Below are 20,521 nucleotides of genomic sequence, written 5' to 3' on the forward strand. Positions count from 1 at the left end.
AGCAAGCACAGCTAGTTTATTGCCAGGAAGAATTATACCTATGGATACAGTTGAAGAACTTAACGGTACTTATTTTTTTAATGGATTAAATAATCTGACAGCTTATGAGTTGCTGTTTTGGATCTTGGTGGATGAAACTGAAAATCAACTCGGCATCAAGGACATCATTGGGATAGCTTTTGTCATTCTCGGTAATAATAGTGTCGACGTACCCGGAAAGCCCAATACAGCAACAAAGGGGACGTCACATGCATCACTCTTTTTTCGCAAGCATCTCAGCTACAAATTCAAAAAACGCATCCTACCAACACTGACAAAAAAATCCTTTTCATTAAGCGGAGTCAGAGTGTTTTGGGTTAATAATCTGGGGGCATTTGCAGGAAGAGCAGTTCCCGTTTTAGGGTGGATTATACTGGCGACTGATGTTGCTACGATAAGTTTCAAAACCGTCAGTAGGTATAACACCATAGCGCGGCCGGAGGATAAAATCTGGTGAACATGACAATTGAAGACAAGGTCAGAGAGTTTGTTAAAAGCGAGCTACCGTTAGTGACCAATTTGTTCATGAAAAAAATTGATATTGACGATGATACCCCCTTACAGAATTTGCATGAAGCAGATGATATCGCTGAAATGGCAGAGAAATTTTTCTCACATTTTAATGTTCAGCCTGCCGGATTTTCCCTCAATAGCTATTACCCTTGGAAGGTGAAATCTGTATTTTCACGAAGAGCCATTAATCAAAACAAAATACCATTAACGATGGGGATGTTTATTGCATCAGCCAAGGCCGGGCATTGGCTATATAACTGAACTGGATAAATTAAATAATAATCTCCCCTTCAAAATAAACCTGTCGGCTGTTAACTGGCTATGTGGTGTGCAAACCCATGGAATACAGGTTGTTACACGGAGTAAAACCCATGAGTATCATTGATACACTTCAAAACACGCTATCAGCCATCACCAAAACTACACTAAATCGTTACCGCCTTGATATTCCTTCCTGCCAGTCTCCTCTGGATGTGGAGGATTTTGTGGGGACGGAAGCAATGAGTGAACTGTATTGCTACACAGTCCATTTCACCAGTACTGACAAAGACATTGATGCCAGTCAGTTACTACGTAAACCCGCCAGCCTGACGATGGGGACGGGTTTGCTGCAGAACCTCTCGGAGCAAAAGGTGGTGCATGGGGTAGTGACGAGTTTTGAGCGGATCAGTGGCTCAAAAGACCAGACAGTATACCAGATAACGCTGTCACCATTTTTGGCATTGCTGCGCAATCAGTTCCGCACGCACCGCTTCTTTGTCAACAAATCGGTACCCGAAGTGGTCGAGCAGATACTTCAGGATCATGGTTTTAAAAACTGGGAATATGAGTTTGTTCTGAAGCAGACCTATCCGAAACGTGAACAAATAAATCAGTATCAGGAAAGCGATCTGGCCTTCATTGAACGATTGCTTTCAGAGATGGGGATATTCTACTTTTTCACCTTGCAGTCGGACACTCAGACTGAAGTGGTCCATTTTGCTGATAAGCAGAGTGCTTATGAGTTCGGTAAAACCCTGCCACTGAACAGCCCGTCAGGCATGAGTGACAGCGGTGCAGTGTCTGTTTGGGACGTGAGTGTGCAGCACCATGTGGTACAGGCTAATGTGACCACCAAAGATTACAACCATCGTGAAGCTCAGAAAGTCCTTCAGTCCGCCAAGGTAGATATGACTCGCGGTGAGAGTGACGAGGTGACTTATGGCGAAGTGTATCATTACAAACCTCGTCATCTGGATACCGGCGATAAAACAGCCCCCACAGCTGAAACAGCCAACTTCTTGGCACGCCTCGACCATGAGCGTTTTTTATCGGCACAGACAACCATTGTCGGCTTGGGCAATGATGCTACCCTCAGCCCAGGACAAGTGTTGACCATAACCGAGACCGTCATCGTTCCAACACTCCCTACAGCTATGAACAACGGTCTTCTTATTACTGCCACCTTCTTCAGTGCCAGCCGCAAGGATGCATTAGTAGTGAACTGGATGGCAACCCCATACAGTGAAACCCTGTGCTGGCGTCCGGCATTACTTCCACGCCCGAAAGTCAGCGGCACCATGATGGCACGCGTGACCAGTGCCAAGTCGAATGATATTTATGCCTGGCAGGATACCTCCGGTTTGTATCGGGTGAAATTTGATGCGGATCAGGATGATAAAGCTCAAGGTCAGGAGAGTATGCCAGTGCGACTCGCCAAACCTTACGGTGGCGATGTGTACGGCATTCACTTCCCACTGATACAAGGCACCGAGGTAGCGATAGCCTTCCATGACGGTGACCCAGACCGCCCCTATATCGCCCATGCCCTGCACGACTCGCGACATACCGACCATGTAACCGAAAAGAATAACACCCGTAACGTGATTCGTACTCCTGCTTTCAACAAGCTGCGCATGGAAGACAAACGCGGCGAAGAGCACATCAAGCTCAGCACCGAATACGGTGGCAAAACCCAGTTGAACCTCGGGCATAACGTGGACTCCGAAAGAGCACTGCGTGGTGAAGGGGCTGAATTGCGTACCGATAAATGGGTGACGGTACGTGGTGGGGCTGGTGTGTTTATCTCTGCGGATAAACAACTCTCGGCTAATGGGAAAATGCTGGGGATGGATGAAGCGATAGCTCAGTTAGAAAATGCACTGAGTATCGCTAAATCTCTTTCAACTGGCGCAGAAACGGCACAAGCCTTCCCGGCGGACACCGCCTCCTGGGCAGGGTTAAATGACGCTTTGAAAGACTTGGCTCAGGCCGGTATGGTGCTGAATGCTCCTGAGGGTGTAAGCATCAGTAGCCCAAAAGGAGTACGAGTGTCATCAGGGAGTGAGAGCGTAGGGATAGCCGCGGGGGGGAATGCAGATATCAGCGTAATGAAAAAATTCACGGCTGTTGCAGGTCAGGCCGTGAGTTTGCTTGCCCAGAAGATGGGAATGAAACTATTTGCGGCGAAAGGGAAAGTAGAGATTCAAGCACAAGATGACAATATTGAAGCGTTGGCGAAAAAGGACATAACTGTAACCAGCGTGGAAGGAACTGTGACGGTGACAGCGGCGAAAGAGTTAGTACTGACATGTGGCGGTGCATATATCAAACTCAGTGGCGGAAATCTCGAACTGGGTTGTCCGCAGAATATTCTATTAAAAGCAGCGAATGTACAAAAGATGGGCCCCGCAGATTTTGACGTAAAAATGCCTGAATTACCTAAAGGATTTAATGAGCACTTCATCGCACAAGATGAAGATACAGGAGAATTGTGGCCCCACAAACGCTACCGCATTACAACAGGGAAAGGCGAAATATTTGAGGGTATTACTGATGCAGAAGGTAAAACGGCTTCGATTTTTACTGCGACTGCTGACGACATGAAAATTGAATTTCTATAAACACCCTGCACGAAATTTTATGGAGAAAAATAATGGCAGAACCACAACAAGGCAAAACAAGCAATACTCCAAAAGGTATTCCGGTAAAAGTCAAAGCCTCCCCTGAACTTTATTTTCACCCTGACAGCGGTACATTTTTATTATTTGAAGCTAAAGACAATAAGTTACTTGAACAAGAGCAAATATTTCTTAGCCAATTGATGGAAAATCAATTAGCCGCGAAAGAAGCACTAGAAAAAGTGACCGACCAATGCTTTGCATTGGCTAAAACCAATCCACGTGCAGCAGAGATGCAACTGAAACCTGCTTATGAGCGGGTAAACAATGCCACAATTAAGCTCAGAGAAGCATTAAAAGACCTAACGCCAGCTATTCATGATGGCAAACTACTCAGTTCAGACACTAAAAAAAGTGCTATAGGGATAATGGAATTAATCCCAATGTCGAAACGAGGGGCTGCTGGCTTCAAAATGACCTATGTGCGATCTGATAAAATGGCAAACCATTTTCGCACATATGAGTTAAGTAAAGGCGACAGTAAGAGTGCGGATAAAAGTTTTCTAAAGAAAACAATAATAACTTTACCTCCTGATGCCAATGGTAAAAGAAAAGAGAAAACAACCTATAAAATAGACAGTGAGAAACTGTTGAAACAATTTTCATCAATTAAACCTTCTATTAAAAGTTCCATAGCGGGTACTGATCTAATCAAAAATGCAGATTTCATCTTGAGTGATTGGGCTAAAGAACATAATAAAACGCTGGAACACTCACTCGATAATCTCAATCAGATATACAAAAACAGTAAAGGTGTGGATCTTAGTGCTCAAGCACAATTAATGCGTTTCTCCCGAGGCCTAAGCGCTGGTGCTGACTATAATCCTCTTGATAAGCAATTGAATGCAAAAGTTAAAGGACATGCTAGTTTCGTATTAGGAGAGGCTAAAGCTGAATTTAAAAAACATTTACCGGATAAAGCCGGCTTCAAAATGTGCTACCCCAATAACCATGGAAAAGAAGGCACCCTTGGGCGTATAAAAACAGTAATTATTATCACCGCAACTGGGAGTGTCGGGGCAAGTCTGGGGGTAGAGGCGGGTGTTTTACTCGATTGGGGTGGAAAGACAGCAAAAGGCTATGGTGTCCGGGGAGCAAATTCTAAATTAGAGCTGAAATCATTACCCGGAATGCAAAAAAGTAACATCTCCATTCCTGTGCCTGATGCCAAAGTTGGCGCAGAGCTTGGTGCTTTTGCTGGGTTAGAAGCAGGTATTAATCTTGCCGGAACAATTGAATGGAAATCGCCCGAAAAAAATAACGACTTTAAAGTATTTGCGAAATTGATGCCAGGTATCACACTACAGGCTGGAGCGGGTGCTAGTGGGCAGTTTTATATTACTTTTGTAAAAGGAAAGTTCCGCATATTCTGTAAGGCTGGTTTGTGTTGGGGGGCTGGTGCAAAGGGCAACATTGGTTTTGATGTTGACGCCGGATTGCTGGTTGAGTTTATGCCTATGTTTACACATATGCTGAGAAATATGGATTATATCAAGATGCTGAAAATTATGGATGATAATGCATTTAAAACACTATGTATGCTACCCATTATAGCACTCAGCGCAGGCGTACAAATTTCAGAGTTAGCATTTGATACATTCCAAGAAACATTAACAGCAATACGAATTGATCTGCAACAAGCTAATAAACGTGTAAAATTGATGCAATCAATTAATAATAATCCTGACAGTTTAAAATTTACAGCACCTGAAACCAAAGGTGCAATAATTGCCATTTTAATTGACTCTTCCGTTTGGGATGGCATTGATCTACGAAACCAAAATAACGACCTGACCACCCTAAACTCCTATAAATGGGGTGCGATGAAACTGCGTAAGCAAGCCATTTTTAATGCACTAATGTGGGTGCAATCAAAATCAGATTATGAGAATGTCATGCAACACCTGACAATAATTCCTGCTCAAGGAAAAGGTGATTGGAAAAATAATGAACAAAAAGTAATTAATTTTTTATCTGTGAGTGAACAAGGATGGATGGGAAATCTTTCCACTCAGTATGGTAAAAAATTGAAATGGCTTTATCAAAGACTACCCGATGGTACAGATATTGATCCAACTGCACCGTTACAACCAATCCCTAAATATCAAATGGATGAATATCTGGCATTTGTAACAACATCTCATAGTAATACAATGACAGCATAATCAGGAGTCTAATATGAGAAAAAAAAATCTATGGTTGCTGGCATTAGTTATTGTCAGTGGTTGTGACCAACAACCTGAAGAAAAGGCCATCGACCAGCAGGCAGCAGATACTTTAGTCCAGCAGTCACTGAAGAATATGGTCGACATTCAAGGCGGCAGTTTTATGATGGGCGATTTTGGTCCTTTAGTTGGAGAAAAATTGCCATTTACTGGAAATGAGGATGATAAAGACCTTCATAAGGTTAAACTCAGCGATTTTTCAATGGGGAAATATAAAATCACCTACAAAGAATACGATGAATATTCTTTGTTGACTAATACAAAAAAAATAACTCCATTAAAATTATGGATCAAAGATTACCCTAAGCTTCGTAATCCGGATATGCCAGCAGTGACAACCTGGCAACAAGCAAAAGACTATTGTCAATGGCTAGGAAAACAATCAGGAAAAAGTATTGATTTACCAACAGAGGCACAATGGGAATACGCGGCCCGCAACAAAGGCAAATATATTGTGTTTGCCACAAATAATGGAAAATATGAACCCGGTAAAAACATGGCTGACGGAGAACAAAAACTAACGCTCACTGGTATAGACGGATTCAGCTATATCATAGGCCAGTTCCCTCCTACTCCACTTGGTTTATTTGATATGGCAGGTAATGGTGTGGATTGGATGAATGACTGGTATGAAAAAGATTATTATATAAAATCACCAGGATTAAATCCACAAGGACCAGTCAATGGAAATTATAAAGTTATTCGAGGGTACCTTGGAGGCGGAGGGCCTTTTACTAATCAAACTATGTACCGCCAATTTGTAAGGCCAGACCCTGATAAAGAAGAAGGAGGAATAATTCCAATATATAATTTCCGTTGTGTCATTAATAAATGATGGATAGCAACACTTAGGAAGTTGAATGTGAATAATATATACAACACTATATTTTCTTCTGCTTATTAGCGGGTGTGATCAAAAACATGAAGAAAAGACCAGCAGGTATCAGGCGGAAGATACTTTAGTCCAGCAGTCTCTGAATAATATGGTCGACATTAAAGGTGGCAGTTTTATGATGGGGGACTTTGATCCTTTAATTGGAGAAAAGTTACCACTCACTGGAAATGACGATGATAAAGAACTTCATAAAGTTACGCTCAGCGACTTTTCAATGGGGAAATATAAAATAACATTCAAAGAATATGATGAGTGTTCTATCTTAAACAAAAAAAAGCACAATTTCTCCTTTGATATCGTGGTTAAAGTATTTTCCTAACGTTCGAGATGAAAATATGCCAGCGATAGTTAACTGGCAACAGGCAAGGGAATATTGTTTGTGGTTAGGAGAGCAATCAAATAAAAAATAGATCTTCCGACTGAATCACAATGGGAATATGCTGCACGGAATAGAGGGGGGAATGTTATTTTCGCAACGAATAATAGAAAATATGAGCCAGGAAGTAATTTAGCCAGCAGCGTTCAAAAATCAGAAATGTTAGTAGATTCTGGTTTTAGTTATCCTATCGGAAAACTTCCTCCTACTCCACTTGGTTTGTTTGATATAGCAGGTAATGGCGTAGACTGGATCAGTGACTGGTATGATGATAGCTATTATAATAATTCTCCTGAAATAAATCCTCAAGGTCCCGAGAATGGTGTGTATAAGGTAATTCGAGGTTATCAAACTGGTGGTGGAGAGTTCACAAACCAAGCGGTATACCGGCAGTTTTCGAAGCCTGATCCTGATAATAAAGATAGTGAGATATTTCCTAAGTATAATTTCCGTAGTGTGGTAAATAAATAATAACCTCTGATTGTAAAACGTTAATATCCTCGCGATGGATTTTATAAAACAAGGATTCTCATGCCCAAAGGTTTCGTATTACTTGGCGATAAAACTACCCACGGTGGTTCCGTTATTTCTGCCTCCTCGACCATGGTTGTTAATGGTAAAAAGGTCGCACTGATTGGCGATAAAGTCAGTTGCCCTGTCACCGGGCATGGCACTAACTCCATCGTGGAAGGTTCGTCTGAATGGTCTTCAGACGGTAAAGCAGTCGTGGTGGATGGTTGCCATTGTCAGTGCGGTTGTCAGGTCATCTCCAGCGCATCGGATTGTGCAATAGGATAAATCATGGGCTGGGAACGTCAAAAACCCTTTACGGCTGAGCAGCCTACACCGCCTTCGTCTGCGAGCTGGTTGCTCGGCGCGGTGCTGGCAGTTATTGCGGGCGTGTTGCTGTTTATTTTACATGCATCCGGCTCACTGAGTATGTTGAATTCAATCAATATCTGGCTGCTTGCTTTGGCACCACTAGTGTTCTGGATACTGGTTTTCAGCCTGCGCGGCTACCTCTACGGACGTGAGCTGGAACACTTTCAGTTCTTACAACATGAGGCCAGGCATGCGCAGCAGCAGTGGACAGACTGGGCGGAACGTTATCTGGCTGTGTCAGCAAGTTGTTTGCTGCTGCCTGACCATATCTCAGCGGCTTTGTTACAACAAAATGCCCAGGGGCTGACACAACAACAGGGTCTGGTGCGCCGCATTGATTATTTGGCAGAAGACACACAGCTATCTCTGACGGCAATCAATGGGTTACTGAATGGAATCGAAAATGCACTTCTGGCTCTTCCTCAGGAATTATTACTTCAGGTCACACTATTAACCGATGAACCGGAAGCAATCCGGCAGGATTTATACGCTCTGTTTGCTGGCTGCTGGCAGGAAAGATTCCCTGAACTTTCTGCTCCTTCATCGTTGAATATCACGGACCATTTATCCTTCCATACCCTTGATGAGCGACTTAAACAGCCTGAGTCCACCCTCCAGCTGGTTCTGGTTATACAATTGCAGGGGGGAGATCGTTATTCCGACGGTCTGACAGCATTGCTGTTCACCAGTGACGATGTGGCACAAAAATATTCATTACCCCATTCCGTTCGGTTGCTGCGCCCTATGGCACTGGATGTGAGCAATCTTGCAGATGAACTGACATTGTTTCTGACCACCCAGACGCAGGCGCGCCAGACCGTCAGTATTCTCGGTGACCACCAAAAATGGATGGCGTCATCTGCCACGCTCATCCAAATCGGCAACGCGTTGGGTACGGTCTGGCAGGCCGAAGATATTCAGACTATCGAAACATATTGCGGTATCCAGGGGCCTTTTTCCCCGTGGTTTACCCTTGCTCTGGGGGCTGACTTGGTCGGTATCGGGAAGCAATCATGGTTAGGGTTATCCACAACAGGAGCAGAAAATTTTGTCTATACCATCACATCAGGGAGTGGGGATGAGCGTGTTAAGTAGGATCTGGCGTGTTGGAGGACTGACAGTGCTACTGCTGGCGGCACTGAGTCTCATTGGCTGGGCTATCTGGCACCAGGGTGAAATGATAGGGCTCGATACGACCAACAAAAAAGTTGTGGTATTCCTGCTGGTCTGTTTGCTGGGTATGGCGCTGCGTTTTGGCCCCGCCTTTCTCCGTTTAGTGCGCCAATTAATGCACAGAAAAGAAGAGAAGCAGCAAAATATTCTGCCAGGCAGCGAAGAGCGCCTGCTCCAAACACCGCCCCGTCATGTCACGGTCACTGAATTACAGCAAGCTCTGCACCATACCTATGGCCGCTTCTGGCCCCGCAAAGTGCGCATCCTCCTGCTTACCGGTAGTGCAGCTGATGTAGAACAGCTCACCCCTGGCCTGACGTCGCAATACTGGCAGGAAGACAGTGGCACTGTGCTGTTGTGGGGGGGCGATCTGGGGGCGCAGGCCGATAGTGCGTGGTTGGGTTCCCTGCGTAAATTGCGCAACCGTCCGCTGGATGGCATCGTCTGGGTGACCTCAGCCTTAGCCCAACGCACTACGCTTGGTCAGAACGAATCTAAAACAACACTTACTGCCGATATGATGGACAGCGTGGCGCAGGCATTTGCTTCGCGTTATGAACTCCTCGGCTGGCGGTTGCCGCTGTATGTCTGGTCATTGCATGCCGATGATGGGGTTGACCGCATCACACAATCTGTCGGCTGTTTACTGCCCGCGGGCTGTAAACCTGATGAACTGAGTGCACAGCTTGCTGGGCTGCTGCCGTCCTTGATTGAGCAGGGCACGCAACAGATTAGCAGCAACACCCAGCACCCATTTTTGTTGCAACTGGCTGATCAATTATCACGTCAGCCGGATTCTGTCGCAGGCCCCCTTGCTGCGCTACTGAATCCCTATCGTCCCTCACCGCTGGCGGGGATTATCTTCAGTCCGGCATCCGTTGATGCAAAACGCAGCGTGAAACACCACTGGGGTAAGGATAACCGCTGGGATGTGCTGGTTGATTCATTGTCGTCATTGCCCACCGGCTTAGCGGCGAAAAAGTTGGGGTTCGCCTGGCGTAAAACACTGGGAATGGCGGTTGCAGGGATTATGGTGCTGTGGGGCGCGGGCATGGTGATGTCATTCCTGGTCAACCGCGACACCCTTAATACCGCTGAATCTCAGGTGAAACAAGCCGCTAATGTGCAGCAGGCCCTCCCGGCACGTCTTCAGGCGCTGCTGGAATTGCAACACACACTGGACCGGCTTCAGTATCGTCAGCAGCAAGGTGCCCCCTGGTACAGCCGGTTTGCTCTAAGTCAGAACGAATCGCTGCTGGCGGCACTCTGGCCGCACTATCAGGCTAACGCGACTCCTTTATTGCGTGATGCTGCTGCCCGTCACCTTGAAGAACAACTCAATACCATGGCGCAGCTTCCTCCCGACTCTCCGCTACGTGACACGCTGGTAAAACCCGCTTATGACCAGTTAAAACTCTATCTGATGCTGGCGCGTCCGGAAAAAATGGATGCAGCATGGTTTAGCTCCACGCTGCTGCGCGACTGGCCACAGCGCGATGGTGTGCCAGATAGTCTCTGGCAGGGTAGCGGCCCGGCTCTGCTGGACTTTTATGCTCGCAATCTTCCCTTGCACCCGGTTTGGCGTCTGAAGCTGGATGAGAATCTGGTTAGTCAGGTGCGGACTCGGCTGATCAGCCAACTGGGTGCCCGCAACAGTGAATCTTCGCTCTACCAGAAGATGTTGGTTCAGGTCGCGCACCAGTATGCTGATCTGCGCTTGTCTGATATGACTGGCGATACCGATGCTGAGCGGATCTTTATCACCGACGCCGTAGTGCCGGGGATGTTCACCCGTAAAGCCTGGGAGGACGCAGTAAAACCAGCAATTGAAAAGGTGGTCAGCGAGCGTCGGGAAGAGATGGACTGGGTGCTGAGTGACAGTAAGAATGCCGTGCTACAGCAGGATTCTCCTGAAGCCCTGCAGGCACGTCTGAAAGCGCGCTATTTCGCTGATTTTTCCACCAGTTGGCTGGACTTCCTCAATAGCCTGCACTGGCAGCCAGCACAGACGCTGTCGGACTCTATCGACCAGCTCACTCTAATGGCCGACGTGCGTCAGTCCCCTCTGGTGGCGCTAATGAACACCCTGAGTATACAGGGGAAAACCGGGCAAACCGGTGAGGCGTTGTCGGACTCGCTGGTGAAATCGGCCAAGAATCTGTTAAACCGCGATGAGCAGCCTGCTATTGATCAGCAAGCCGGTGCCCAAGGGCCGCTGGATGCTACTTTCGGGCCAGTACTGGCGCTGATGGATGGTAAGGCTGGCGGACAGGGCAACACTAACCTCAGTCTGCAAACCTTCTTGACCCGTGTTACTCAGGTACGTCTTAAACTTCAACAGGTGGTGAATGCCGCCGACCCTCAGGCCATGACCCAGACTCTGGCGCAGACAGTATTTCAGGGCAAGGCGGTCGATCTGACTGAAACTCGTGATTACGGCAGTCTGGTGGCCGCCAGTCTCGGTCAGGAATGGAGTGGATTTGGCCAGACGGTGTTTGTTCAGCCGATGGAACAGGCGTGGCAGCAGGTCTTAACCCCTGCCGCCCAGAGCCTGAATGCCCAGTGGCAGGCGTCTATTGTCGATGACTGGAACAGTACCTTTGGCGGACGCTATCCCTTAAAAGATACCAGCAGTGAAGTGTCACTCCCGCTGCTGGCGCGTTACCTTAACAGCGACAGTGGGCGTATTGCCCGTTTCCTGCAAACTCGGCTGAACGGTGTGCTGCACAAAGAGGGCAGCCATTGGGTTCCGGACAGTATTAATGCTCAGGGACTGACGTTCAACCCAGCGTTCCTAAAAGCCGTGGACCAGCTAAGTTACCTGTCTGATGTCGTGTTTGCCGACGGAGAAGCGGGAATGCGCTTTGAACTGCGGCCAGGGACTGCCAAGGACGTGATGCAGACTGACCTGGTGATCGACAGTCAGAAGCTCAGCTATTACAACCAACTGCCTATTTGGAAGCGTTTCACTTGGCCCAATGACACCGAAGCACCGGGTGGCAGTCTGAGTTGGATAAGCACTCAGGCTGGTACCCGGCAGTTTGCCGATCACCCTGGAGCTTGGGGGTGGATTCGTTTACTGGAGAAAGCTCAGGTGACACCGTATCAGGGAGTGAACAGCAGTTTTAATCTCACTTGGAAAGCACCTGATGGCCGGCCGCTGAACTACACCCTACGGACTGAAGCTGGAGAAGGGCCGCTGGCCTTACTGAAACTGCGTAACTTTGTATTACCAACACAAATATTCAGTGTGGATGCCGCAGGTAGTGTTCAGAGACCGGATACCACAACAGGAGAGGGCGACTGATGGCTACGTTGCACACATTACTTACCGCCAGTCATGTCGAACAGCAGGCGCTTTCGCAGCAGGTACAGCAGCAGATTTTGCTCTGGGATAAATGGCTGCTCCCCATAGCCGCAGATGCACCGGTAGGTGACGATCCCGGTTATGACGATGACTTCCAGCAGATGCGTGAAGAGGTCAACAAACTGTCTGGCGCAGATACGGGATTGATCTGTGCACTGGCGGAAAAACTGCTGACGGGGGCGTGCAAGGATGTACGTGTCGCGACTTACTATATCTGGGCGCGGCTGCACATCGATGGCGAAAGCGGACTGGCGGACGGTCTGGCCCTGCTGGCTGGATTGGTCCAACGTTTTGGTGATGAACTGCATCCGCAGCGTGGCAACAGCCGCAAGCTGGCACTGGAATGGCTGGCGGGTAACCGAGTGCTGGACAGCCTGTCACTTTACCCGGAAGTCACCAAAGCTGACTTTGAACGTATCGTAGGGGCGCTGGCGTTAACCGAAGACAGTGTGAGTTGCTGGGATGAGTCCATCCGTCCTCAGCTCGGTGGCCTTTATACAGCGCTGGAAAATCGGCTGATGCAGTCTGGCGGCCCTGATGCCGTCATTCCACAAAACAGCAGTCCTTCCCGTCACGCTGCACCTGATGCGCCAGCCTTGAAAGCCGTCACCTCTGGGCGTGATTTACTCGATCAGGCAAAACTGCTGGCCGTTTTTTTGCGCGACCAGCCGAATGGCTGGCTATCGGGCCATCATCTGATGAACAGTATTCGTTTGGATACACTGCATGAATTGCCACCGCTGGCTGCTGATGGATGTACCCGTCTGGCTCCGCCAAAACCGGAAAATCGTGCACTGCTGAAGCGGCTTTATCTGCAACAAAGCTGGCTGGAACTGTTGGAGCAAACTGACATTCTATTCGCTCAGGGCGTCAATCATCTGTGGCTGGATCTTCAGTGGTATACCCACCAGGCACTGATGAAAACGGGTACACCCTATGAGCGTTGGGCTGACATCATTAAACAGGATCTTAATGGGCTACTGACCCGCCTGCCGGGGCTTGAAGGGCTGGCGTTCAATGATGGTACCCCGTTCGCCGACGAAGTGACCTTGCACTGGATAAACCAGCATGTCATGGCAGCAGACAGTTGGGGTAGTGAACCTGCTGTCTCCGCCAGCACGGCGGGCGACGACGATATTTTACAACTGGAGCCGGAAGCGCTGGTACAGGCCGACAGCGAAGGTGTGGAAGCGGCGTTGAACTGGCTGCAGAACCGTCCGAATGTCCGTACACCGCGCCATCAGTGGCTGATCCGCCTGCTGATGGCGCGGGTGGCCGAGCAATACGGAAAGAACGATATGGCGTTGCATTTGCTGGGTGAACTGGAGGGGAATGCAACCCAGATGACACTCACCCAATGGGAGCCGGAATTATTGTTTGAAGTGAAAGCCCGTCGCCTGAAGCTGCTGCGCATGAAAGCCAGCCGGACAGAGTCGGACAAATCACGGTTGCATAGCGAGATGGAAAACCTGCTCGCCGGATTAGTGGCCCTCGACCCGGCAAGGGCTGCGGTGCTGTGTGGTTAATTGATAACCCTATCCTGATAAAAAAAGAAAACCATGAAAGACCTTACCCTGCGTTATTACGATGCTGAAATGCGCTATCTGCGCGATGCGGCCAAAGAGTTCGCCCAAACGCATCCTGACCGGGCGGCGATGTTAGATCTGGATAAACCCGGCACACCTGACCCTTACGTGGAACGCCTGTTTGAAGGTTTTGCCTTCTCGATGGGGCGATTGCGCGAGAAAATTGATGACGACCTGCCGGAGTTTACCGAAGGGCTGGTGAGTATGTTGTGGCCACACTATCTGCGCACCATTCCCTCGCTGTCGGTGGTTGCGTTGACCCCGGATATCCCGGCGATGAAAATGACCGAAAACGTCCCCGTTGGAATGGAAGTCTATTCCCGACCCATTGGGCCGAAAAATACCGTCTGTCAGTACCGAACCACCCGTGATATAGCACTCAACCCCCTCGCCGTCTCAACCGTGGTGATGGCTACAGAACCGGATGGCCGCTCGGTGCTGCGTCTGCGGCTGGCATGCAGCCCACAGGCTGACTGGTCACAGGTGGACTTGCGTCGTCTGTGTTTTTATCTGGCGGGAGAGGCGGCGGTTAGCAGTGCGTTACATCTGGCACTGACCCGGCGTCAGGCCGCACTTTATTTGCGGCTACCCAATCAGGCTGACCGAATAAAACTGGATGGCTGGTTTTCACCCGGCGGCTTTGCCGACGAAGACTTGCTGTGGCCTAAAGGCGACAGCGCATTCAGTGGCTATCAGTTACTGCTGGAGTATTTCACTTTCCGCGAGAAGTTTATGTTCGTGCACCTAAATGGGCTGGAAACAGTGACGTTACCTGCGGGGATTGCCTGGTTTGATATCGAAGTGGTACTTGACGGTCAGTGGCAAAGTGATCTGCCGGTCAGGGATGATGCACTTCATCTGCATTGTGTGCCGGTGATTAACCTGTTCTCTCTGGAAGCTGATCCGCTGACCATCAACGGGCTGGAAAGTGAGTATATGCTGCGCCCACGCCGCTTGCAGGATGGGCACACCGAAATTTACTCCGTGGACTCGGTGACTGGCTCGCAGCGGACATCGGATGCCACCTATGTCCCTTTTACCAGTTTTCGCCATCGCGGCGGAATGCAGAGACGGCATGCGCCGGAACGCTATTTCCACACTCGGGTGAAACGGGGTGTGACTGGGTTACACGATACCTGGTTGATCCTCGGGGGGCAGCAGTGGGAAGTGGACCGGCTGTTCACCCGCGAGGCAGTGTCGCTGAAAATTACCGGTACCAATGGCCAACTACCGCGTAAAGCGTTACAGAGCACGCTGTTGGACCGCTGCGAAGCGGTGTTACAGACGCCGCTGAAAGTGCGCAATCTCTGTAAGCCTACGCTACCGTCTTATCCTCCAGCGGAAGATCACTTCCAGTGGCGGGTACTGAGCCATCTGGGTTCAAGTTACCTTAACCTGATGAGCAGCGCACAAGTGCTGCGTGGGACGCTGGAACTGTACAACTGGCAGGGGGATGAACTGAATAATCGCCGTCTTGACGCCATTCAACAGGTGCAGCACCACCAGACTCAGCGTTTTGAAAAGGGCTTTCTGCTGCGAGGCATCGACATTGAAGTGACGCTGGATGGTAACGGTTTTACCGGTGAAGGTGATATTCATCTGTTCGGGGAAATGCTCAACCGTTTCTTTGCCCTTTATGCTGACATCCATTTGTTCAATCAGCTCACCCTTATCGTTCAGCCTGCCGGGAAATGTATCCGATGGAAAGAGAATCACAATCAGCGCCTGCCCGGCTAATCGAACAACTGTGGGATAAACTGCCCTACACCCAGTTTTATCGCTTCTGTCAGTTACTGGAGCAAAGCCAGCCGGATGCTCCTCCGCTGGGCAGCCACTGGCAGGTGAGACACGATCCGGTTCGTTTTCGTCCCCATCCGGGCATGGGTTTTCCGGCCAGTGAATTTAAACGGGTGGAAATCCCCGAGCATGCACATCTCCCTCCGACCATTCGCACCACTTTTATGGGATTGTATGGTGTGGAATCGCCGCTGCCCACCGCGTATATCGATGATATTACCCAGCGCAGGGAAGGGTATGAGGCGGTCAGTGACTTTCTCGATATTTTCAATCACCGACTCATCACTCAGTACTACCGTATCTGGCGTAAGTACTCTTATCCCGCCAGCTTTTCTCCCGGCGGTACGGATAAAACTTCGCAGTATCTGTTGAGCCTCTGTGGCCTGGGTATCGAGGGATGTGCACAGAATATCGCTACGCCGGTATCACGTTTTTTGGCCCTAACCGGCATGATGCGCCTGCCCACGCGCACCAGCGAAGGCATTATTGCGCTGGTTCAGTTACTGGCACCGCAAACAAACGCTCACGTGATAGCGCATGACCACTGCCGAATCCCCTTGCGCAATCCACTGGCACTGAGCGCGCGCCACCCTGTCAGCATGAACAACAGCCCGGTGATGGGGAGTCACGCAGTGGATGTTAATAGTCAGGTATTACTGCGACTGGATACGGATAATCCCGAGGAAGCCAAAGCATGGCTCCCTGGCGGACAGTTACACTCAGATTTTTTAGCGTTATTGCAGGTGTATCTGGGGTCGCGGCTGAACGTGCGTTTGCAGTTGTCTGTCTCACGCTCGTTGTTGCCTGATGCCCAACTTTCCTGCCAGCCGAAAAGCACCGGTATTCTGCTAGGCCGAACCGCTGTGATGCGAACACAGCGCGTCATGTCAACGGCACAAACTGATATTGAAATAATCACGATTAATCTGGGCCGCTATCAGCGTGTTCAGGAAAATTTTCACCGAAGGGAAACTGACGAACATGGCGATTATCGCTGGTAAAACACGTTTTGCATTACTGATGCTGGTCACGATATTCACCTTGGGCGGATGTGGGTTGACCCAGAAAGTGAGTGACGGCACCGTCGCTATGACAAAATCCATTTTTTATAAGCAGGTAAAAACCCTGCATCTGGATATACAGGCGCGGGACGCGGTAAACAACAACGCGACAGGTGCTCCGCTAGCCACGGTAGTGCGTATCTATCAGCTACAGGATCGCAAAACGTTTGATGGCACCGATTATCCCTCCCTATTTGCCGAGGACAGTCAGGCCATCAAAGCGGATCTGATTGCTGAAAAAGATATCCGTATTCGTCCGGGGGCGGCGGTGTCCATAGATGTACCGCTGGATGAAAAAACGCAGTATGTGGCGGTCGCAGGTATGTTTCTGGCACCTGATATTGCTAATAACACGTGGCGGTTGGTGTTGAGCCGTGACGACCTCGACCCCGATAAGGCCCGCCAGATTGAACTGAACAATCATGGGATGGCACTGTTACCTTTGAAGGATAAGTAATATGTCCCAGCCTTCTCTCTATGAAATGCTGTTCGGCAACGTAGCCGGTGGTCTCGATCTCCATCAGGTGAACGAAGCCGATCAAGGGGTTCTGTCGGTACTCGATAATATGCAGCGTATCCTTAATTGCCGTGCCGGTTCGCTCAGCCATCTACCAGATTACGGTCTGCCGGACATGAGCAAAATCCTACAGGGGATGCCTGGCACTGCACATTCACTGCTGACCACGCTCTCTGACACCTTGCTGAAATATGAGCCACGGCTGAAAAGTATCACCGTAGTGTTGCTGCCGCAATCCACCCCGGGGCACCTGGAATATGGCATTGACGCCGAGCTGAAAGAGTATGGGCTGGTGCACTTTGGTACGGCGTTTATGCCAGAGGGTAGGGTGTTGATACGTCATCTTAAACAACAAAATTATCTCAATTCGGGCGAGTCCTTTTAACGCCGGTTCAGGGAAGACCATCACATGATATTGAATACTGAACGTACGCTGAAAACCGGGGGAGATCCTCGCCATCTCGCTGAATTTACCGCACTGCGTGACGAGATCGGCAAGCTACATCATCCCGCTCGCCCGGATGTTAATTGGGGGCGGGTGGAACATTTATGTCTGGCGCTGTTCCGCCAAAATGGCGTTGAGTTACAGACCACTGTCGATTTTACGCTGGCTCGGACGCAGCTTGCGGGGTTAGCCGGATTATGTGAGGGGCTGGAGTTGTTGGCGGGGTTAGTCTCCCATCAATGGACTGCATTGTGGCCACCGCAAACACATGCCCGGGTTGAGTTGTTGGCATGGCTGAGTAACCGGTTGCAGCAAGTCTGGCGGACAATGACACCGTGCTACGGTGATTTGGCTCTGATTTATCGGGCAGAACGGGCGCTGGAACAATTGTGTACTCAGTTGCAAACGCTGGAGCTTAAACACCTGAGCAAACTGGACGGTGTTCGTCTGATGTTGCATAACGCTGCACTGCGTTTGGAAAGTGCTGAGGCGGCCTCTGATACCTCCGACCGATTAAGCATACCCGCGCGGCATGCCGGTATATCAGCCCCAGAATCTCACCCCGAACTGACATTCACGTCGTCGGCAGTCAGTGAACCACTGGTCTATATTGTCAACGAACCGGCACCGGCGCGTGTTCAGGTAGAGTTGTCGCCGCCTTCGCCGCCCCCTCCTCGTTGGAAAGCAAGTCATGGTTTTGTTGCTGGTTTATCACTGATGGCAGTGCTGGTTGCTGGCGGTTGCTTTATCTGGCAGTCGGTATCAGCCAATCCGCTACAGGATGCGTTGCTGACCAGTACCGTAGCTTTACCTGTGTCTCTGCCTGCTAAATCAATCGATGAGTTGAAAAAGCACACTTCGGATAACACATTGGCTGCTTTGGCTGAACCTGTATTGCAGGGCACTGCTTCACAATTAGAGCAACTAACCCTGTTGCCACCATTGTGGGTGCAGGCGCAAGGCGATGGATTGTTGTCACAGGCACAACAACTTTGGCCGGCCAGTCAAGAGGTCAAGCGGCTGAATACTTGGTGGCAACAACAGCGAGAAGCTGCCGCCGCACCCGTGGCTGAGTTGGAACAATTTGCACTGGCGCAAGAACGTTTACGCCAACTTGCGGAACGTCTGAATGGGCTGGATGAGAAGAAAGGGCGCTATATGACGGTTTCTGAGCTGAAATCGGTGGTTTTTGCCATTCAGCAACCGCTGGAAAAAACATTACCGCTGGAAGAACTGCTGCGTCAGTATCAGGTCCAATCTGCATTAGGACAAACGCCACCTTCAGCTCTACGCCAACAGATAGACAGCCGGTTTAGCCAACTATTGAACCGATATGCACTGATAGCCCAACCAGCAGATACGCGCTCAGTCGCTGATTAACGACGGGAAGAGTATTTGATAATGATGTAATCGATACTTGGTATTCGCTCTCTTTCTACCACTAAGAATGTCTAAATTCCGAAAAAAAGGCCAGCTTAATAGCTGGCTTTTTGTTTTCTGGGGCTAGGCTCAGAATATTTCACTATTTTGACGTTGGTACTGATATGGTCATACCGCGGCTTGGTTAAGGGGGTTGGATTTACTGTAACAAAACATACCTAGTGATACATTGCTGAAAGAGAAGATCACTATAACCAGAGTGTCTATGTTTTTGCATATAATCTTGTTGTGCTAGATATATCCTCATTCATCATCGCATTAAATATAAGAACATTCTTGGATTATTGTTTATTGAATAGAAAATACCTATTATGCTATGAATTAAGGTTTTTTGTTATTGATTTGATAATATAATGTTTTGTGTTTTTAATTGAAAAATATTAGTGCATTAATTGGTTTTTTATTACATCGGCCACAATATTTGTGATTGAACATGAATTTTATACATTTAATTCACTCAGGGGAATTAGCTAATATAGTGCGACAATATGAAAGATATAACTAAAAAATACATTATCAACGATCTATGTATCCTTAAATTAATAGTTATAAAGAATAATAAACTGGTTGAACCTGTCTTGTTGGTATTTAAAACTAACATAACAATGTTTGATAGCATAAAAGATCGTGATATAAAGGCATCGGACTACAGGATTTTGGTGTCAGTTTAGATTTTTTTAACTTTGTTTAGGTTCGTTTATATTACGTTTAACATATTTAGTATGTTGTCTAAAATGCGTAATAATAACAGAAAAAAGTATAGAAACAGCTCCTTATAAAGGAGCAGTGAGGATATATATGAAAGGCGTGGCAATTACAATACTAATGCTAAGTACTGCTCTTATGGGCTGTACTACAAAAGCTAAAACGGAATCAGAACAGCAGACAGCCGCTATCATTAAAAAAAGTACTAACGATCAATGTGTCAATAACTTCTCTATGGTTAAAAAGCTGAATGCGAATGACTTCGCTGTATTCAGAGGTCAGTTTGATAAGATCAACGATATGTATGCATTCTTGGAGCAGAATAGGAATATACTTGATAATGATCCTAAGCAGCTTATTTCGTTAGAGCTGGATTCAAAATTGAAAATGGTGTGTGCCAGAGTTAGAAACACTGCTTTCAACGAAGTACAAAATAAAGTGAATTACCTTTCTCGTATTTAGTATTTTTGTGTTATGGCATGTTTACCCGTTTAATCTTTTTGTCAGTAACAGTGCTAATTTTCTATTGTGTTATTTTAAATGCACTTTATCTCTGCTTCA

Annotated in this window: 17 protein-coding genes; all 17 read left to right on the top strand. The window is 48.2% G+C overall.

Annotated features, from left to right (window positions below; translation table 11 throughout):
* The first annotated feature begins 40 nt into the window (after positions 1 to 40).
* The 17 genes from N0H69_RS06950 (at position 41) to N0H69_RS07030 (ending at position 20,422) form a co-directional block, all read left to right on the top strand.
* The gene (locus tag N0H69_RS06950) at positions 41 to 496 is read left to right on the top strand and encodes an STM2901 family protein (RefSeq protein WP_050108405.1); all 456 of its coding nucleotides are present in this window, start codon (positions 41 to 43) and stop codon (positions 494 to 496) included.
* A 2-nt stretch (positions 497 to 498) separates the two neighbouring features.
* Complete coding sequence (locus tag N0H69_RS06955; RefSeq protein WP_080994226.1) at positions 499 to 813, top strand: DUF1493 family protein; 315 nt, start codon at positions 499 to 501, stop codon at positions 811 to 813.
* A gap of 110 nt (positions 814 to 923) precedes the next feature.
* The gene (locus N0H69_RS06960; RefSeq protein ID WP_050150898.1) at positions 924 to 3,434 is read left to right on the top strand and encodes a type VI secretion system Vgr family protein; all 2,511 of its coding nucleotides are present in this window, start codon (positions 924 to 926) and stop codon (positions 3,432 to 3,434) included.
* A gap of 32 nt (positions 3,435 to 3,466) precedes the next feature.
* Positions 3,467 to 5,656: a hypothetical protein gene (locus N0H69_RS06965; RefSeq protein ID WP_050150901.1), complete on the top strand. Its 2,190-nt coding sequence runs from the start codon at positions 3,467 to 3,469 to the stop codon at positions 5,654 to 5,656.
* 13 nt (positions 5,657 to 5,669) lie between these two features.
* On the top strand, positions 5,670 to 6,551 hold the full coding sequence (locus tag N0H69_RS06970) for a formylglycine-generating enzyme family protein (protein ID WP_050150904.1): 882 nt from the start codon (positions 5,670 to 5,672) through the stop codon (positions 6,549 to 6,551).
* A gap of 148 nt (positions 6,552 to 6,699) precedes the next feature.
* Complete coding sequence (locus tag N0H69_RS06975; protein ID WP_050150906.1) at positions 6,700 to 6,930, top strand: SUMF1/EgtB/PvdO family nonheme iron enzyme; 231 nt, start codon at positions 6,700 to 6,702, stop codon at positions 6,928 to 6,930.
* Positions 6,931 to 7,077: 147 nt separating this feature from the next.
* Entirely contained in the window at positions 7,078 to 7,458 is a 381-nt protein-coding gene (locus N0H69_RS06980) for a formylglycine-generating enzyme family protein (protein ID WP_253272127.1), read from the top strand.
* A gap of 60 nt (positions 7,459 to 7,518) precedes the next feature.
* Positions 7,519 to 7,785 (top strand): PAAR domain-containing protein, encoded by a 267-nt coding sequence (locus tag N0H69_RS06985; RefSeq protein ID WP_050150911.1) that lies wholly within the window; start codon positions 7,519 to 7,521, stop codon positions 7,783 to 7,785.
* Between the two features lie 3 nt (positions 7,786 to 7,788).
* Positions 7,789 to 8,964 carry a KPHS_23130 family T6SS system protein gene (locus tag N0H69_RS06990; RefSeq protein ID WP_050150914.1) on the top strand — a complete coding sequence of 392 codons (1,176 nt, stop codon included), beginning with the start codon at positions 7,789 to 7,791 and terminating at the stop codon, positions 8,962 to 8,964.
* Entirely contained in the window at positions 8,948 to 12,349 is a 3,402-nt protein-coding gene (locus N0H69_RS06995; protein ID WP_050150916.1) for an ImcF-related family protein, read from the top strand. Before N0H69_RS06990 ends, N0H69_RS06995 begins: the two co-directional genes overlap by 17 nt.
* Positions 12,349 to 13,935 carry a type VI secretion system protein TssA gene (gene tssA / locus N0H69_RS07000; RefSeq protein ID WP_050150918.1) on the top strand — a complete coding sequence of 529 codons (1,587 nt, stop codon included), beginning with the start codon at positions 12,349 to 12,351 and terminating at the stop codon, positions 13,933 to 13,935. Before N0H69_RS06995 ends, tssA begins: the two co-directional genes overlap by 1 nt.
* Positions 13,936 to 13,968: 33 nt before the next feature.
* Complete coding sequence (gene tssF / locus N0H69_RS07005) at positions 13,969 to 15,732, top strand: type VI secretion system baseplate subunit TssF (RefSeq protein ID WP_050134364.1); 1,764 nt, start codon at positions 13,969 to 13,971, stop codon at positions 15,730 to 15,732.
* Entirely contained in the window at positions 15,687 to 16,793 is a 1,107-nt protein-coding gene (tssG, locus tag N0H69_RS07010; protein ID WP_050108375.1) for a type VI secretion system baseplate subunit TssG, read from the top strand. The genes tssF and tssG overlap by 46 nt, the downstream gene beginning before the upstream one ends.
* Positions 16,774 to 17,310: a type VI secretion system lipoprotein TssJ gene (gene tssJ / locus N0H69_RS07015; RefSeq protein WP_050108373.1), complete on the top strand. Its 537-nt coding sequence runs from the start codon at positions 16,774 to 16,776 to the stop codon at positions 17,308 to 17,310. Before tssG ends, tssJ begins: the two co-directional genes overlap by 20 nt.
* A 1-nt stretch (position 17,311) precedes the next feature.
* The gene (gene tssE, locus N0H69_RS07020; RefSeq protein ID WP_375541934.1) at positions 17,312 to 17,755 is read left to right on the top strand and encodes a type VI secretion system baseplate subunit TssE; all 444 of its coding nucleotides are present in this window, start codon (positions 17,312 to 17,314) and stop codon (positions 17,753 to 17,755) included.
* 24 nt (positions 17,756 to 17,779) lie between these two features.
* Entirely contained in the window at positions 17,780 to 19,195 is a 1,416-nt protein-coding gene (locus tag N0H69_RS07025; RefSeq protein ID WP_050150921.1) for a VasL domain-containing protein, read from the top strand.
* Between the two features lie 858 nt (positions 19,196 to 20,053).
* Positions 20,054 to 20,422 (top strand): YuaE family lipoprotein, encoded by a 369-nt coding sequence (locus N0H69_RS07030; protein WP_032911743.1) that lies wholly within the window; start codon positions 20,054 to 20,056, stop codon positions 20,420 to 20,422.
* Positions 20,423 to 20,521: the final 99 nt, after the last annotated feature.

The organism is Yersinia alsatica, assembly GCF_025133195.1.
GTDB classification, from domain to species: domain Bacteria; phylum Pseudomonadota; class Gammaproteobacteria; order Enterobacterales; family Enterobacteriaceae; genus Yersinia; species Yersinia alsatica.